This is a genomic window from Pseudomonas sp. Con_6, assembly GCF_059379395.1.
The window spans coordinates 460,802-477,701 of record NZ_CM182011.1 but is presented as its reverse complement, the minus strand read 5'-3'; the positions used below and the strand labels follow the sequence as shown (position 1 = coordinate 477,701).

The following is a 16,900-nucleotide window of genomic DNA, read 5'->3' as shown; positions in this document are numbered from 1 at the left end:
AGAAAGGAATGTCTTCAATGATTCGCGCGGCCCTGATGGGCCTGGTCCTGGCTGGCCTGGTGGGCTGCACCTCAAAACCCGTGCTGACGCCCAAGGAAGTGCTGGTGGCCGGCCCCTCCTACAGCGACCAGGAAATCCAGTACGCCATCCTCCAGGCCGCCGCCCTGCGCGGCTGGAGCGCGCGTCAGGTGGCGCCGGGCCTGATCCAGGCCGACATCACCGTGCGCAACACCTTCTACGCCGCCGTGGATATCCGCTACAGCGCCAGCGACTTCCGCATCGACTACCGCGACAGCCGTGGCCTGGACCATAAGGACGGCAAGATCCACCGCAACTACAACCGGTGGGTGCACGCGCTGGACAAGAACATCCTGCGGGAACTCAAGCGCATGGAAACCAATCGGATGGTGCAGCGTGCGATGAACGAACAGAACCCGAGCAATACCAAATAAATCAAGGAGATACCCATGCGTCTGAAAGTCTGGAGCGCTACTGCCGCGCTCATGCTGTGTGCCCTGCCCGGCTTGAGCCAGGCCCGTGACACCGCCCTGTACCTGCCGTTCGAGAAGGTCGTGCAGCAGATGTACAACGAGGGCAAGCTCGACAAGTCCCTCAAGTTCTACCTGGCCGGCGTGCAGCCACGCGGCAAGGTCACCGTGGTGAGCCCGAACGCGGTCACCAACAAGAAGACCAATGCCTTCAACAAGACCGACGAAGCAGCCTGCGAATGGGCCCTGCAATCGGCGCTGATCACCATGCAGGACGCTGCGAAGAAGGTGAACGCCAACGCCGTCACCAATATCGTCAGCTACTACAAGAAAAACGAGCGCAAGGACGCCACCACCTATGAATGCCACGCCGGCGCCGTAATGGCCGGTGTCGCGATCAAGGGCGACCTGTCCCGCGTCGACTGATCACTTCTTGCGGGTCAGCAACTCGACGAAGGCCCCAGCCATTGCCGAGCCTGGCTCGCGACGCTGTACCAGCCACACCGCGGTGTCGGCGTCCGGATCCAGTAGCGTGCGATAGACCACCCCGTCGATTCGCATGCGCTGGAACGACGCCGGCAGCACCGACACCCCCAGTCCCGCCGATACCAAGCCGATGATGGTCATCACCTCACCCGCCTCCTGCGAGAAATGCGGGGTGAATCCGGCTGCCCGCGCCAGGCTCAGCAACTGCGCGTGCAGGCCGCTGCCATAGCTGCGCGGGAAGAACACGAATGGTTCGTTGGCCAGCGCGGCCAGGTGCAGGCCCCTCTCCGAACCCTGCGCCAGCGGATGATCGGCATTCAACACCGCCACCAGCGGCTCGCGGAACAGCTCGGTGGCGACCAGCGATTCCGGCAGCGGCAAAGGCCGCATCAGGCCGACCTCGATGCTTTCATCGAGCAGGGAGTCAGCCACTTCGCGGCTGCTCATTTCCTGCAGGTTCAGGTGCACCGCCGGGAAACGCTGGCGGAAGCTGTAGATGGCCTTGGGAATACTGGAATTGAACGGCGCCGACGAGGTGAAGCCGATCTTCATCTCCCCCAGCTCGCCCAGTTGCGCACGGCGCGCCACGTCCGCCGCCTTGTCCACCTGAGCCAGGACCTGGCGGGCTTCCTCGAGAAACAGCCGGCCGGCTTCGCTGAGCGCCACGCGTCGGTTGGTGCGGTCGAACAGGCGCGCCCCGAGCTCCTGCTCCAGGGCCTGGATCTGCTGGCTCAGCGGCGGCTGGGAAATCCCCAGCACCTCTGCGGCGCGGCCGAAGTGCAGTTCCTCGGCGACGGCGATGAAGTACCGCAGGTGACGCAATTCCATGGTCGCTCCAAAGACTCGCAAATAAGTCGTAAAACGTCTTAAACAGGTCGAACAATATATTGGAAATGAACGTTAGCCAGCTATATTCTTTTTGCAGTTGCCCTCCAGAGGCCGCCCGCCGAGGTTCCCCGTGAAAACTGCTGTAGCGCCCCACGCCCACGAAATCCCCCCCGCTCCCCAGGCCGATATCACGGCCACCCTGCAGGAAACCTGGATCGAAAAAGGCACCCCGGCCTTCATGCGCACGGTGCTGGCGCTGTTCTGCGGCGGTTTCGCCACCTTCGCCCTGCTCTACTGCGTGCAGCCGATGATGCCGCTGCTGTCCCGGGACTTTTCCATCAATGCGGCGCAGAGCAGCCTTGTGTTGTCGGTGTCCACCGGCTTGCTGGCCTTCGGGCTGTTGATCACCGGGCCGATTTCCGACCGGATCGGGCGCAAGCCGGTGATGGTCTTCGCCCTGTTCTGTGCGGCCCTGAGCACGATCGCCAGTGCCTTGATGCCAACCTGGGAAGGCGTGCTGGCCATGCGTGCGCTGGTGGGGCTGTCGCTGAGCGGGCTGGCGGCAGTGGCGATGACCTACCTGAGCGAGGAAATTCATCCGCAGCACATCGGCCTGGCCATGGGGCTGTACATCGGCGGCAACGCCATTGGCGGGATGAGCGGGCGGTTGATCAGCGGGGTGCTGATCGACTTCGTCAGCTGGCACACGGCGATGCTGGTGATCGGTGGCCTGGCCCTGGTGGCGGCGGCGCTGTTCTGGAAGGTGTTGCCGGAGTCGCGCAACTTCCGCTCGCGGTCGATGAACCCGCGCAGTTTGCTGGATGGGTTCGTCCTGCACTTCCGTGACGCCGGGCTACCGTGGCTGTTCCTCGAAGCCTTCCTGCTGATGGGCGCCTTCGTCACCCTGTTCAACTACATCGGCTATCGCTTGCTGGCCGAGCCGTATCACATGAGCCAGGCGCTGGTGGGCTTGCTGTCCATCGTCTACCTGTCGGGCATCTACAGCTCGGCGCAGATCGGTGCGCTGGCCGACAAGCTGGGGCGGCGGCGGGTGTTCTGGGGGACCATCGTGCTGATGTTCAGCGGCATGTTGCTGACCCTGTTCACGGCGCTGCCGCTGGTGATCGTCGGCATGCTGGTGTTCACCTTCGGCTTCTTCGGCGCGCACTCGGTGGCCAGCAGCTGGATCGGCCGGCGGGCGTTCAAGGCCAAGGGGCAGGCTTCGTCGTTGTACCTGTTCAGCTACTACGCGGGGTCGAGCGTGGCGGGGACGGCGGGCGGGGTGTTCTGGCACTACGGTGGATGGAACGGGATCGGGCTGTTCATCGGCAGCCTGCTGGCGGTGGCGCTGGGGGTAGCGGTATACCTGAGCAAGTTGCCGCCGAAGACGGCATAAGCCTCAAGACCGACACGGTCCTCGTGGGAGATTCACCCGCGATTGCGCTAGTAAATTCACTACCGTCATCGCGGGTAAACCCGCACAGGGATTGATGTCGCTCTTTGGAACTGCAGTCAGTTCACGATCTCGACCAGATCCACATCCACTTCCCGCGACATCAGGTGCTTCTCCACCTCACCCGTCAGCTTCACCTTGGTCTTGTCGTTGAACGCCACCGCCGGCAGGTCTTCATTGTCGATCTCGACGGTGATGGTGCCGGTGTGGTCCTTGAACTCGTACTTGTCGTCGTTGTTGATCTTCTTGATCACGTAGCCGGTCAGCACCACCGGAGTGTCGTCGGCTGCATCATTGGCCGCGGCCACGGTGGTCACCGATTGCGCACCAGGGCCGGTATAGCCGGCGCCAGCGGCCAGGGCCGCGGTGCTGAACAGAGGGGCGAGAACGAAGGCAAGATAACGTGTTTTCATGGTTCTGATCCTTGGCAGGTTTTGATGGGACCAGGTTACCCGGGGAGGCTGAATTCAAGCTTAAACGCACGCTGCACCTGATATTTCTGTCAGTTGTGCCCGCCGCGATCCTCATGGCCTGATGACCTCCTCGGCCACGAGGACACCACCATGATTCCCGCCTTCGCTCGCTACCTTTTCCTGCTGCTGGTCGCCCTGCCAGGCTTGCAGCCCCGTCCCGCGATCGCCGACGAGGACCCGGGGCCCAGCATCGTGCAGCAACTGCAGCAACGCTTCGACGATACCCGCCCCGCCTGCGAAGACGGCGGTGCCGCCTACACCTGCAACGGTGTGATCATTCGTGCCATCCGGGGCTCGACCGGGCTGAAGTTCTGGAATCCCAGCCCGGAAAACATCGAACGCCAGGGCGTGTCGTTCTCGTATTTCCGTGCTGATGTCGGCAACGAGCTGGTGGCCGGCAATTCCGGGCTGATCCTCAGCCCCTTGGCGCCATCGGCTTACCCGCTCACCGTGCGCTGCGTGTTCCCCTTGAATGCCGCGACTGACAGCCGGGTCAAAAGCTGCGCCACGGAAGAGTTTCCTCTGCCCTGCCACCTGAGCGGCGTCACCGATATCCCCAGTTGGGTCGCCCACTTCGCCGAGCACACCGGCTTCGGCGCCTGCTATTTCGAGCCGACTGCGCAATGGTTCCAGTTCAGCATCGAGGTGCGGCAGCACTTTCCGGTCCCCAGCCACCGCAGGATCTGGAACGAAATGGTCATCGCGCCATGGCCACAGGACATCCCCGAGCAACTGCCGATCCAAGCCTTGTACTACGCGGACGACGGGCTGGAGCAGGCGCGGCAGATGCAGGTGGACTTCATCCTGGCCACGGGCAAGTTCGTTCCGGTGGTCAGGGTCGAGTTGACTCATCCGGATCAGGTGTTTTTCTACGCGCCTCGCGACCAGTCGCAACCGTACCTAGAAGGACTTGGCGTGAGCACCGAATGAAAAAGCCCCGGGCATCGACAGGATCGATACCCGGGGCCTTGGTCATGCCGCGTTGAACTTACGCGTGATATTGCGCCGACAACTCATGCACCGCGTTGATGAACACACCGGCATGCTCCGGATCGACTTCCGGGGTGATGCCGTGGCCGAGGTTGAACACGTGGCCGCTGCCATTGCCGTAGCTGGCGAGGATGCGCGCCACTTCGGCACGGATGGCCTCGGGCTTGGCGTAGAGCACGGTCGGGTCCATGTTGCCCTGCAGGGCCACCTTGTCGCCGACGCGGCGGCGGGCGTCGCCGATCTCGCAGGTCCAGTCCAGCCCCAGCGCGTCAGCACCGGCATCGGCGATGCTTTCCAGCCACAGGCCGCCGTTCTTGGTGAAGAGGATCACCGGCACCTTGCGCCCTTCGTGTTCGCGGATCAGGCCGCTGACGATCTTGCGCATGTAGGCCAGGGAGAACTCCTGGTAGGCCGCGGCCGAGAGGTTGCCGCCCCAGGTGTCAAAGATCTGCACCGCCTGCGCGCCGGCCAGGATCTGGCCGTTGAGGTAGCTGGTGACCGACTGCGCCAGCTTGTCGAGCAGCAGGTGCATGGCCTGCGGATTGTCGTAGAGCATGGCCTTGGTCTTGCGGAAGTCTTTCGACGAGCCGCCTTCGACCATGTAGGTGGCCAGGGTCCATGGGCTACCGGAGAAGCCGATCAGCGGCACGCGGCCGTTTAGCTCGCGGCGGATGGTGCTGACGGCGTCCATCACGTAGCCGAGGTCTTTCTGCGGATCAGGAATCGGCAAGGCCTCGATGTCGGCCAGGGTGCTGACCACTTTCTTGAAGCGCGGGCCTTCGCCGGTCTCGAAGTACAGACCCTGGCCCATGGCGTCAGGGATGGTGAGGATGTCGGAGAAGAGGATCGCGGCGTCCAGCGGGTAGCGGTCCAGCGGCTGCAGGGTCACTTCGCAGGCGAATTGCGGGTTCATGCACAGGCTCATGAAATCACCAGCCTTGGCGCGGCTGGCGCGGTATTCCGGCAGGTAGCGGCCGGCCTGGCGCATCATCCACACCGGGGTGACGTCTACGGGTTGCTTGAGCAGGGCGCGCAGGAAACGATCGTTCTTCAAGGCAGTCATGTCGGCATCCGGAAAAAAAGTGCGGGCATTTTCTCAGACGCACAAAGAAAAGGCACGGTAGTTACCGTGCCTTTTGTCTATCGGATGCGCTGCATCAATAGTTTCTATCTGGCGAATCAGACACCCAGGTAGTCCAGGATCCCTTCGGCAGCGTTGCGGCCTTCGAAGATCGCCGTTACCACCAGGTCGGAACCGCGGACCATGTCGCCACCGGCGAAGATCTTCGGGTTGCTGGTCTGGTGCTTGAACTTGCCTTTCTCCGGTGCGACGACGCGGCCCTGGCTGTCGGTCTGGATGCCGAACTGCTCGAACCATGGCGCCGGGCTCGGACGGAAACCGAAGGCGATGACCACGGCGTCGGCCGGGATGATCTCCTCGGAACCCGGGATCGGCTCGGGGCTGCGACGGCCACGGGCATCCGGCTCGCCGAGACGGGTCTCGACCACCTTGACGCCTTCGACCTTGTCTTCACCGATGATGGCGATCGGCTGGCGGTTGTAGAGGAACTTCACGCCTTCTTCCTTGGCGTTCTTCACCTCTTTGCGCGAGCCGGGCATGTTCGCTTCGTCACGGCGGTAGGCGCAGGTCACGGCCTTGGCACCCTGGCGGATGGAGGTGCGGTTGCAGTCCATCGCGGTGTCGCCGCCGCCCAGGACCACGACCTTCTTGCCCTTCATGTCGACGAAGTCTTCCGGCGACTTCTCGAAGCCCAGGTTGCGGTTGACGTTGGCCACCAGGAAGTCCAGCGCATCGTGCACACCTGGCAGGTCTTCACCCGGGAAACCGCCCTTCATGTAGGTGTAGGTACCCATGCCCATGAACACCGCGTCGTACTCGGCGAGCAGTTGCTCCATGGTCACGTCCTTGCCCACCTCGGTGTTGAGACGGAACTCGATGCCCATGCCGCTGAAGACTTCGCGGCGATTGCTCAGCACGGTCTTCTCCAGCTTGAACTCGGGGATGCCGAAGGTCAGCAGGCCGCCGATTTCCGGGTTCTTGTCGAACACCACCGGGGTCACGCCGCCGCGTACCAGGATGTCGGCACAGCCCAGGCCGGCAGGACCGGCGCCGATGATGGCGACGCGCTTGCCGGTCGGCTTGACCTTGGACATGTCCGGACGCCAGCCCATGGCGAAGGCGGTGTCGGTGATGTACTTCTCCACCGAGCCGATGGTCACGGCGCCGAAGCCGTCGTTGAGGGTGCAGGCACCTTCGCAGAGGCGGTCTTGCGGGCATACGCGGCCGCAGACTTCCGGCAGGGTGTTGGTCTGGTGCGACAGCTCCGCCGCAGCGAGGATGTTGCCTTCGGAGACCAGCTTCAGCCAGTTGGGGATGAAGTTGTGGACCGGGCACTTCCATTCGCAGTACGGGTTGCCGCAACCCAGGCAGCGGTGCGCCTGTTCCGACGATTGCTGTGGTTTGAAGGGTTCGTAGATCTCCACGAACTCCTTCTTGCGCTGGCGCAGCAGCTTCTTCTTCGGATCCTTGCGCCCGACTTCGATGAACTGGAAGTCATTACTCAGACGTTCAGCCATTTTTCAAAACCTCTATACAGCAGCTGCAAGCTATAAGCTGCAAGCCGCAAGTCGATCACTTAGCTCGGCAAACCTCGCACTGCTTCTCTTGCAGCTTGAGGCTTGCCACTTGCAGCTGCTCTTATTGTGGGTTGGCCCGGGTGCTGGACAACAGGTTCTTCAGGTTCGCCGCCTTCGGCTTGACCAGCCAGAAGCGGCGGACGTAGTCGTCCAGGTTTTCCCAGAGCTCACGACCCCATTCACTACCGGTCTCTTCGACGTACTCGGTCAGCACGCGGTGCAGATGGCTGCGGTAAGCCTCCATCGCCTCGCCAGTGATCCGCTGGATTTCCACCAGCTCATGGTTCAGCTTGTCGACGAAGCTGTTGTCCATGTCCAGCACGTAGGCGAAGCCGCCCGTCATGCCGGAGCCGAAGTTGTAGCCGGTCTTGCCCAGGACGCAGACAAAACCACCGGTCATGTATTCGCAGCAGTGATCGCCGGTGCCTTCGACGATGGCGTGGGCACCGGAGTTGCGCACCGCGAAACGCTCGCCCGCGGTACCGGCAGCGAACAGCTTGCCGCCAGTAGCGCCGTACAGGCAGGTGTTGCCGACAATGGCGCTGTCCTGGGTGGCGAACGGGCTGCCGGCCGGCGGCACGATGGTCAGTTTGCCACCGGTCATGCCCTTGCCGACGTAGTCGTTGGCGTCACCTTCCAGGTGCATGTGCAGGCCGCCGGCGTTCCACACGCCGAAGCTCTGGCCTGCGGTGCCCTTGAAGCGGAAGGTCACCGGTGCCTTGGCCATGCCCTGGTTGCCGTGCAGGCGGGCGATCTCGCCGGAAATCCGCGCGCCGATAGACCGGTCGCAGTTGCAGATGTCCAGTTCGAACTCGCCACCGCTGAGGTCGCGAATGGCCGGGAGGGCCATCTGCACCATCTTCTCGGCCAGCACGCCCTTGTCGAAGGGCGGGTTGCGGTCGACCTCGCAGAACTGAGGCTTGTCGGCCGGCACGTGGGCGCTGCCCAGAAGCGGGCTGAGGTCGAGGTGTTTCTGCTTCTCGGTTTCGCCGGGGAGCATTTCCAGCAGGTCGGTACGCCCGATCAGTTCGCCAAGGCTGCGCACGCCCAGCCTGGCCAGCCATTCACGGGTTTCCTCGGCGACGTAGGTGAAGAAGTTCACCACCATGTCGACGGTACCGATGTAGTGGTCCTTGCGCAGCTTGTCGTTCTGGGTGGCTACGCCGGTGGCGCAGTTGTTCAGGTGGCAGATGCGCAGGTACTTGCAGCCCAGGGCGATCATCGGCGCGGTGCCGAAGCCGAAGCTTTCGGCGCCGAGGATGGCCGCCTTGATCACGTCGAGGCCGGTCTTCAGGCCGCCGTCGGTCTGCACCCGGACCTTGCCGCGCAGGTCGTTGCCGCGCAGGGTCTGGTGGGTCTCGGCCAGGCCCAGTTCCCATGGGGCGCCGGCATACTTGATCGAGGTCAGCGGAGACGCGCCGGTACCGCCGTCATAACCGGAGATGGTGATGAGGTCGGCATAGGCCTTGGCCACACCAGCGGCGATGGTGCCGACACCGGCTTCCGCGACCAGCTTGACCGAGACCAGCGCCTGCGGGTTGACCTGCTTGAGGTCGAAGATCAGCTGCGACAGGTCTTCGATCGAATAGATGTCGTGGTGCGGCGGTGGCGAGATCAGGGTCACGCCCGGTACCGCGTAGCGCAGCTTGGCGATCAGGCCGTTGACCTTGCCGCCTGGCAGCTGGCCGCCCTCGCCCGGCTTGGCGCCCTGGGCCACCTTGATCTGCAGCACTTCGGCGTTGACCAGGTATTCCGGGGTGACACCGAAGCGACCGGTGGCGACCTGCTTGATCTTCGAGCTGCGGATGGTGCCGTAGCGCGACGGGTCTTCACCGCCCTCACCGGAGTTTGAGCGCGCGCCAAGGCGGTTCATCGCCTCGGCCAGGGCTTCGTGGGCCTCTGGCGACAGCGCGCCGAGGGAGATACCGGCGGAGTCGAAGCGTTGCAGGATGGCTTCCAGCGGTTCGATCTCGCTGATGTCCAGGGCCTGGTCGGCGGTCTTCACTTTGAGCAGGTCGCGGATCATCGACACCGGACGGTTGTCCACCAGCGCGGTGTATTCCTTGAACTTGGCGTAGTCGCCCTGCTGCACGGCGGCTTGCAGGGTGTTGACCACGTCCGGGTTGTAGGCGTGGTATTCGCCGCCGTGGACGAACTTCAGCAGGCCGCCCTGCTGGATCGGCTTGCGCGCGCTCCAGGCTTCGGCGGCGAGCAGCTTCTGCTCGTTCTCGATGTCGACGAAGCGCGCGCCTTTCAGGCGGCTCGGCACGCCACGGAAGCTCAGGTTGACCACTTCCTCGGACAGGCCGACCGCTTCGAACAGCTGCGCGCCGCGGTACGAGCCGATGGTGGAGATACCCATCTTCGACAGGATCTTCAGCAGGCCCTTGGAGATGCCCTTGCGGTAGTACTTGAAGACTTCGTCCAGGTCACCCAGCACTTCGCCGGTGCGGATCAGGTCGGCCAGCACTTCGTAGGCCAGGTACGGATAGACCGCCGACGCGCCGAAGCCGAGCAGCACGGCGAAGTGATGCGGGTCACGGGCGGTCGCGGTTTCCACGAGGATGTTGCTGTCGCAGCGCAGGCCTTTTTCGGTCAGGCGGTGGTGGACCGCGCCCACAGCGAGCGAGGCGTGGGCTGGTAGCTTGCCCGGAGCGATATGGCGGTCGCTCAGTACCAGTTGGGTCTTGCCCGCGCGCACGGCTTCCTCGGCCTGATCGGCGATGCTGAGCACCGCGGCTTCCAGACCCAGGCTCTCGTCATAGTTGAGGTCGATCACGTGACGCTCGAAGCCTTCGCGCTCGAGGTTCATCAGCGAACGCCACTTGGCTGGCGAGATTACCGGCGAGCTCAGGATCACCCGCGAAGCATGCTCCGGGGATTCCTGGAAGATGTTGCGCTCGGCACCGAGGCAGATCTCCAGCGACATGACGATGGCTTCGCGCAGCGGGTCGATCGGTGGGTTGGTCACCTGGGCGAACTGCTGGCGGAAGTAGTCGTAGGTCGAACGCACACGCTGCGACAGGATCGCCATCGGTGTGTCGTCACCCATCGAACCCACCGCTTCCTGGCCCTGCTCACCGAGCGGACGCAGGACCTGGTCACGCTCTTCGAAGGTAACCTGGAACATCTTCATGTATTGCTTGAGCTGGTCAGCGTCGTAGCTGGCCACGCCCTGATCGTCGCTCAGATCGGCCTGAATGCGCAGGGCGTTCTGGCGCAGCCAGCGCTTGTACGGATGACGCGACTTAAGGCGGTTGTCGATGGCATCGGTGTCGAGGATCTGGCCAGTCTCGGTGTCGACGGCGAAGATCTGGCCCGGGCCCACCCGGCCCTTGGCGATGACGTCTTCCGGCTTGTAGTTCCACACGCCGATTTCAGAGGCCAGGGTGATGTAGCCGTTTTTGGTGGTGACCCAACGCGCCGGGCGCAGGCCGTTACGGTCGAGCAGGCAGACCGCGTGGCGACCTTCGGTCATTACCACGCCGGCCGGACCGTCCCACGGCTCCATGTGCATGGAGTTGTATTCGTAGAAGGCGCGCAGGTCGGCGTCCATGGTCTCGACGTTCTGCCAGGCCGGCGGAATGATCATCCGCACGCCACGGAACAGGTCGATGCCACCGGTGACCATCAGCTCGAGCATGTTGTCCATCGAGGACGAGTCGGAACCCACGCGGTTGACAAGCGGGCCGAGCTCTTCCAGGTCCGGGATCAGTTCGTTGGCGAACTTGGTGCGACGGGCCTGGGCCCAGTTGCGGTTACCGGTAATGGTGTTGATCTCGCCGTTGTGGGCGAGGAAGCGGAACGGCTGCGCCAGCGGCCATTTCGGCAGGGTGTTGGTGGAGAAGCGCTGGTGGAACACGCAGATCGCAGTCTGCAGGCGCTCGTCACCGAGGTCCGGATAGAAGGCGGCGAGGTCCGCCGGCATCATCAGACCCTTATAGATGATGGTCTTGTGCGAGAAGCTGCAGATGTAGTGGTCGCTGTCTTCGGCGTTGGCCACCGAAGAACGGCGACGGGCGCTGAACAGCTTGATGGCGAATTCCTGGTCACTCAGGCCTTCGCCGCCGATGAACACCTGCTCGATCTGCGGCAGGCGCTCCAGGGCCAGTCGGCCGAGAACGCTGGTGTCGATCGGCACCTTGCGCCAGCCGACGAGCTGCAGGCCGGCTGCGAGGATCTCGCGGTTCATGTTTTCGCGAGCGGCTTCGGCCTTGGCGTCGTTCTGGTTGAAGAACACCATGCCCACGGCATATTGCTTCGGCAGTTCGGTGCTGAAGGTTTCCTGGGCAATGGCGCGCAGGAACGCATCGGGCTTCTGCATCAGCAGACCGCAACCGTCGCCGGTCTTGCCGTCGGCGTTGATGCCGCCGCGGTGGGTCATGCAGGTCAGGGCTTCGATAGCCGTTGTCAAAAGGTGGTGGCTGGGTTCGCCCGTCATGTGGGCGATCAGACCGAATCCACAGTTGTCCTTGAACTCTTCGGGATGGTACAGACCTGTTTTCATAGACACTTTCTCACCAGGTTCGCCTATCAGGTAGGCAAATCTCTTTTAATTCAACCACTTACCATCCACGCCGAACGAACGCCAGCTTTGCGGGGGCAATACGGGTGCCATTGTTGCACGGCGACAGAGAATCCCACAAATTTGATGACGAATCATCGAAAATCCATGTCGCATTTTTGAATGTTTTAAAGCGAGTGTCGTGGTAACGACTTGGCTTGAGTCTGAAGCGTTTCAGCCAGGACTGCAAGACGGGCTTTTGGCCGGCAGTCCGGGACAGAAAAGCCTGCCGCGCATTAGCACAGCAGGCTGCCTGTGAAATTCAGAGATGATCGGCTGGCGGGGGTAGTTGCCAGCCGGATCAGGCTATCTAATCAGCGAGTCGCGGCGAGCTCTTGTTGGACGCTTGCGACTGTACGAGGCCAAGGTTTACCAGCCTGGACCTTGGCTGGCAAGGCTTTGATGGCATTGAGTGCGGCATCGCGGCTGGAGAAGCTGCCGTAGGTGATGACGTAAAGCGGCTTGCCCTGGAGGTTTTTCTTGAAGTAGCGATAGTCGCCACCCTGAGCCTTCACGTAGGCCTGGGCGGTGGCTTCGGAGCTGGTACCGAGGATCTGGACCACATAGTTGCCCGGTGCTTGCGCGGCGTACCAGCCACCACCGGACGTCCCGCTGGTTGCGGCGGCAGCCGGTTTTTCCGCTGGCTTGGCGGCTGGAGCGGCAGGTTTGGCCACGGCAACTTCAGCAGGCTTCGGCGCAGGCGCAACCGGCTTGCTGGCCGCAGGGGCGACAGATTGGTGAGCAGGTGCAACCGGCTGTGCGGAAGCCAGGGTTCGCGACGGCTGGATCGGCTGGGCCGGAGTCGGCGCCGGGCCGGCCGCGACACCTTCAGGCGGCGCGGTGGTGGTGACGGTAGGCGGCTGCAGCGCAGTGTTGCCGGCCGGCCCCCCTTCCTCACCTTCATTCATGCCAGCGGCTTCCGCCAGCGGACCACGCATCACGGGCTGGGACTGACCCACCAGCGGCAGCGGCATCGGCTGCGACGAGCCGGCGAATTCGATCGCCGGGCCGCCGTTGTTCGACTGTGCAGCGGACGGCTGGCCCTGGCCCAGCGGCAGTTGCGTCTGCTCGGCAGGTGCGGCGGTCTTGGGCTGGTCGCCTTTCTTCGGCATCAGCACGGCGGCGCCGACGGCGACAATCACCACGGCAGACAGCGCCAGCACATGTTTCTTCGGCATAGTGAACCCCATTGATGGTCGCTTCGCCGTCGAGCGGCTGGCGATCATGGCTTCGATCAAGGTATCGCGGGCGACCTGGTTGATGTTCCCGGGCCAGCCTTCGGAGTTTTGCTGGATGTCGGCGATCTGCTCGGCAGTGAACACCTCGATGCCGCGACCTGCGCCTTCCAGACGCTGCTCCAGGTATTCCCGGGTCTCGTCTTCGCTATAGGGCTGCAGCTCGATGACATGAAAACGCTCTTCCTCGATCTCCAGCGCGTCCAGGCTGGTGATCAGCTCGGGTTCGCCGAACAGGAACACATGGGGGCGGCCCTCCGCGGTACCCGCCGCCAGTTCCAGCAACGCTTGGAGCGCGGATTCGTTCAGTTGTTCCGCATCGTCCACCAGCAGATAGACTTCCTGGCCGGTCAGGCCAAGCTGCACCACCTGGGAGAGGATCGCCGCGGCATCGGCCTTGGCCACGTTCAGCGACTGCGCCACCTGGGCCAGCACGCTGGCCGCGTCGCTGGCACCACGGGCAGAAACCACCACGCTTTGCACCGACTGCTTGTTGGTGCTGGCCACCAGGGCCTGGCGCAGCAGGGTCTTGCCGCTGCCCTGCGGGCCGGTTACCACCAGCAGCAGCTGGCTGTAACGGGCGAGGTGATGCAGTTGGCCCAGGACCGGCTTGCGCTGGGCAGGGAAGAACTTGAACCCCGGAACGCGTGCGGCGAAGGGATCGTGGTTCAACTGGTAGTGGCCGAGAAAGGCCTCGTCGGCATGTAGGGTCATCGGGCTCTCATCAACCTCAAAGCTGGGCCACGATCGCGGGGTAATCCGCCGCCAGCGTGGCCTGAAGAATCTCTTGCGGGTAGTCGTCGGTGACCACCGCCTCGCCCAGCTTGCTCAGCAGGACCAGACGCAGACGACCATCGAGTACTTTCTTGTCCACCGACATGTGCTGCATGAACTGCGCAGGGGTCATGTCCTGTGGTGGTACCACCGGCAGGCCGGCGCGATGAAGCAGACGAATACCACGGTCGCGCTCCTGCTGGCTGATCCAGCCGAGACGGCAGGACATCTCCAGAGCCATCACCGTCCCCGCAGCCACCGCCTCGCCATGCAGCCAGACACCGTAGCCCATCTGGGTTTCGATGGCATGGCCGAAGGTGTGGCCCAGGTTCAGCGTAGCGCGCACCCCGGACTCCCGCTCATCGGCACCGACTACCGCAGCCTTGGCCGCGCAGGAGCGGCGGATGGCTTCGGTCAAGGCCACGGAATCGAGGTTGCGCAAAGCATCGACGTTGTCTTCCAGCCAGCCGAGGAACGGCTCGTCGCAGATCAGGCCGTACTTGATCACTTCGGCAAGGCCTGCGGACAGCTCGCGCGGCGGCAGGGTGCGCAGGCTGGCGGTATCGATCAGCACCGCATTGGGCTGGTAGAAGGCACCCACCATGTTCTTGCCCAGCGGGTGGTTGATGCCGGTCTTGCCGCCCACGGAGGAGTCGACCTGGGACAGCAGGGTGGTCGGCACCTGGATGAAGTCGACGCCGCGCTGGTAGCAGGCGGCGGCGAAACCGGCCATGTCACCGATCACGCCGCCCCCGAGGGCGACCACGGTGGTCCGGCGATCGTGCCGTGCGGTGAGCAGGGCATCGAAGATCAGTTGCAGGGTTTCCCAATTCTTGTAGGCCTCGCCATCCGGCAGCACCACCGGCAGTACCGAGAAAGCGCCGAGGGTCTTGCTCAGGCGCTCCAGATACAGGGGCGCGACGGTCTCGTTGGAAACGATGGCGACCTGCCGACCGGCAATATGCGGCGCCAGCAGTTCAGGTTGGTCCAGCAGCCCTTCACCGATGTAGATCGGGTAGCTGCGTTCGCCCAGGTCGACCTTAAGTGTCTGCATGTATCCCCACAAAGAACGAAGACGCGGACTTCAGATCCTGGCCCGCGTGGTAACAAAGTGCCCTGTCACGGCATGACTGGTCGCCGAGGATAGTCATGCGTCAGCGGGGCGGCAACTTCTGCAAGCGTTCGAGAATATCCAGCACCACCATGCGCGGTGGCCGTTCGTCGGTTTCCACCACCAGGTCGGCGATCTCGCGATAAAGCGGATCGCGCAGCGCCAAGAGGTTGCGCAGGGTTTCTTCCGGATTGGCGGTGCGCAGCAACGGGCGATTGCGGTCACGAGCGGTACGGCCCACCTGCTGCTCGACCGAGGCGTGCAGATAGATGACCCGGCCGCCTTCATGCAAGGCCTTGCGGTTGGCGTCACGCATCACCGCGCCACCACCGGTGGCCAGGACCACGCCGTCGGCGGCACACAGTTCGGCGATCATGGCCTGCTCGCGATCGCGAAAGCCCGGCTCGCCTTCCTTGTCGAAGATCCACGGAATATTGGCACCACAACGCAGTTCAATTTCCTTGTCGGAATCCTTGAAAGGCAGGCGCAGCTCTTTGGCCAGCAGGCGGCCGATGGTGCTTTTGCCAGCACCCATCGGCCCAACAAGTATCAAATTTCGCACAGAATCAATGACTCACAGCAATCGCCTGGTCATTCATGATACGCGGAGTCAGGAAGACCAACAGCTCGGATTTTTTCTCTTGGACGGTAGAGCGACGAAACAGCCGCCCAACATACGGCACATCGCCGAAAAATGGCACCTTGTCCTGCACTTTGTTTTTGCTGGTGGAGTAAACGCCACCGATGACGATGGTCTGCCCATCCCCCACCCGGACCCGGGCAGCGACCTCATTCTTGCGGATTGGCGGCACCGTGCCCTGGATATTCAGATAGTCGGGCTCATCCTTGGTCACCTTGACCTGCATGCTGACTTCCCCACCGGGCATGATCTGCGGGGTGACCTCCAACGACAGCGTTGCCTCGCGAAAAGTGATCGAGGTGGCACCATTGGCACCCGACTCCTGGTAGGGCACCTCGGAACCCTTGAGGATCCGCGCGGTTTCCTTGTCGGCGGTGAGCACCTTGGGCTGGGAGATGATCTCGCCATTGCCCGACTTTTCCATCGCACTCAGTTCCAGGTCGAGCAGCCCGCTATCGCCGATCAGGCCAAAGCCGATGCCGGCACCTGAACGCTCCAGACCGAGATCGACAAAGGTGGGTGACTCCGCGCCCAGGCCGACGGCCTTCAGCCGGCCGCCGCCCAGCGTCCCACCCCAGCGCACCCCAAGCCCTCGCTCGTAATCGACGTTGGCCTCGACAATCCGCGCCTCGATCAGTACCTGGCGCACCGGCACGTCCAGCTGGCGGACCAGACGGCGAAGGGTCACCAGTCGCTGCGGATGCTGGCTGGTGACCAGGGTATTGGTACGCTCATCGACGCTGATCGCACCCCAGGGCTCCTCGTCGGGGCTGACGTCCAGCAGCGACTGGAGCAAACTTGCGACATCCGCAGCCTGGGCGTAGTTGACCTGGAGCAGCGCCTGCTCGCGCACGCCGTAAACCGGCCTGCCGCTGTTCTCCAGCTCCGCCAGCGGCGCCACCAGCAATACGTTACCCTCCAGGCGCTTGCCGAGGCCCTTGCTCCTCAACACCGTCTCGAGCGCCTGGTCCCAGGGCACCTCTTGCAGACGCAGGGTGATATTGCCTTGCACCTCATCACTGACAACCAGGTTGACCCCGGCGAAATCCGCCAGCACCTGCAGCACCGCCCTGACCTCGATATCCTGGAAATTCAGCGACAGCGGCTTGCCCGTGTTGCCACCAGGCGCCGGTACCGCACCGACCAGTGGCGCCAGCAGCGCCAGGTACAACCCCATTATCTTGAACATCCTGTTCATGC

General features: G+C 63.3%; 13 protein-coding genes. 4 read left to right on the top strand and 9 right to left on the bottom strand.

Going from position 1 to position 16,900, the window contains the following annotated elements; all coding sequences use genetic code 11:
• The first annotated feature begins 8 nt into the window (after positions 1–8).
• A complete protein-coding gene (locus AC5QPF_RS02185) occupies positions 9–452 on the top strand; it encodes a hypothetical protein (protein WP_494961822.1) in 444 nt (147 codons plus the stop codon).
• Between the two features lie 15 nt (positions 453–467).
• Entirely contained in the window at positions 468–914 is a 447-nt protein-coding gene (locus tag AC5QPF_RS02180; protein WP_494961821.1) for an excinuclease, read from the top strand.
• Here AC5QPF_RS02180 and AC5QPF_RS02175 read toward each other — a convergent pair whose 3' ends face one another.
• Positions 915–1,802, bottom strand: a complete 888-nt coding sequence (locus tag AC5QPF_RS02175) for a LysR substrate-binding domain-containing protein (protein WP_494961820.1) — start codon at positions 1,800–1,802, stop codon at positions 915–917.
• Between the two features lie 163 nt (positions 1,803–1,965).
• Between AC5QPF_RS02175 and AC5QPF_RS02170 the strand changes: the two genes are divergently transcribed.
• On the top strand, positions 1,966–3,198 hold the full coding sequence (locus AC5QPF_RS02170) for an MFS transporter (RefSeq protein WP_494964112.1): 1,233 nt from the start codon (positions 1,966–1,968) through the stop codon (positions 3,196–3,198).
• 116 nt (positions 3,199–3,314) lie between these two features.
• On the opposite strand, the gene AC5QPF_RS02165 is transcribed toward AC5QPF_RS02170, so the two are convergent.
• Positions 3,315–3,668: a NirD/YgiW/YdeI family stress tolerance protein gene (locus AC5QPF_RS02165; RefSeq protein ID WP_494961819.1), complete on the bottom strand. Its 354-nt coding sequence runs from the start codon at positions 3,666–3,668 to the stop codon at positions 3,315–3,317.
• A gap of 150 nt (positions 3,669–3,818) precedes the next feature.
• Between AC5QPF_RS02165 and AC5QPF_RS02160 the strand changes: the two genes are divergently transcribed.
• On the top strand, positions 3,819–4,658 hold the full coding sequence (locus tag AC5QPF_RS02160) for a hypothetical protein (RefSeq protein ID WP_494961818.1): 840 nt from the start codon (positions 3,819–3,821) through the stop codon (positions 4,656–4,658).
• A gap of 58 nt (positions 4,659–4,716) precedes the next feature.
• Here AC5QPF_RS02160 and hemE read toward each other — a convergent pair whose 3' ends face one another.
• The 7 genes from hemE to AC5QPF_RS02125 form a co-directional block, all read right to left on the bottom strand.
• A complete protein-coding gene (gene hemE, locus AC5QPF_RS02155) occupies positions 4,717–5,781 on the bottom strand; it encodes a uroporphyrinogen decarboxylase (protein WP_494961817.1) in 1,065 nt (354 codons plus the stop codon).
• Between the two features lie 116 nt (positions 5,782–5,897).
• The gene (locus AC5QPF_RS02150; RefSeq protein WP_494961816.1) at positions 5,898–7,316 is read right to left on the bottom strand and encodes an FAD-dependent oxidoreductase; all 1,419 of its coding nucleotides are present in this window, start codon (positions 7,314–7,316) and stop codon (positions 5,898–5,900) included.
• A gap of 121 nt (positions 7,317–7,437) precedes the next feature.
• A complete protein-coding gene (gene gltB / locus AC5QPF_RS02145; protein ID WP_494961815.1) occupies positions 7,438–11,883 on the bottom strand; it encodes a glutamate synthase large subunit in 4,446 nt (1,481 codons plus the stop codon).
• 371 nt (positions 11,884–12,254) lie between these two features.
• Positions 12,255–13,889 carry an AAA family ATPase gene (locus AC5QPF_RS02140; RefSeq protein WP_494961814.1) on the bottom strand — a complete coding sequence of 545 codons (1,635 nt, stop codon included), beginning with the start codon at positions 13,887–13,889 and terminating at the stop codon, positions 12,255–12,257.
• Between the two features lie 16 nt (positions 13,890–13,905).
• Positions 13,906–15,003 carry a 3-dehydroquinate synthase gene (gene aroB / locus AC5QPF_RS02135; protein WP_494961813.1) on the bottom strand — a complete coding sequence of 366 codons (1,098 nt, stop codon included), beginning with the start codon at positions 15,001–15,003 and terminating at the stop codon, positions 13,906–13,908.
• Between the two features lie 100 nt (positions 15,004–15,103).
• Positions 15,104–15,622, bottom strand: coding sequence for a shikimate kinase AroK (gene aroK, locus AC5QPF_RS02130; RefSeq protein ID WP_458980051.1), 519 nt, complete (start codon positions 15,620–15,622; stop codon positions 15,104–15,106).
• A gap of 4 nt (positions 15,623–15,626) precedes the next feature.
• Positions 15,627–16,889, bottom strand: a complete 1,263-nt coding sequence (locus AC5QPF_RS02125; protein WP_494964111.1) for a type IV pilus secretin PilQ — start codon at positions 16,887–16,889, stop codon at positions 15,627–15,629.
• Positions 16,890–16,900: the final 11 nt, after the last annotated feature.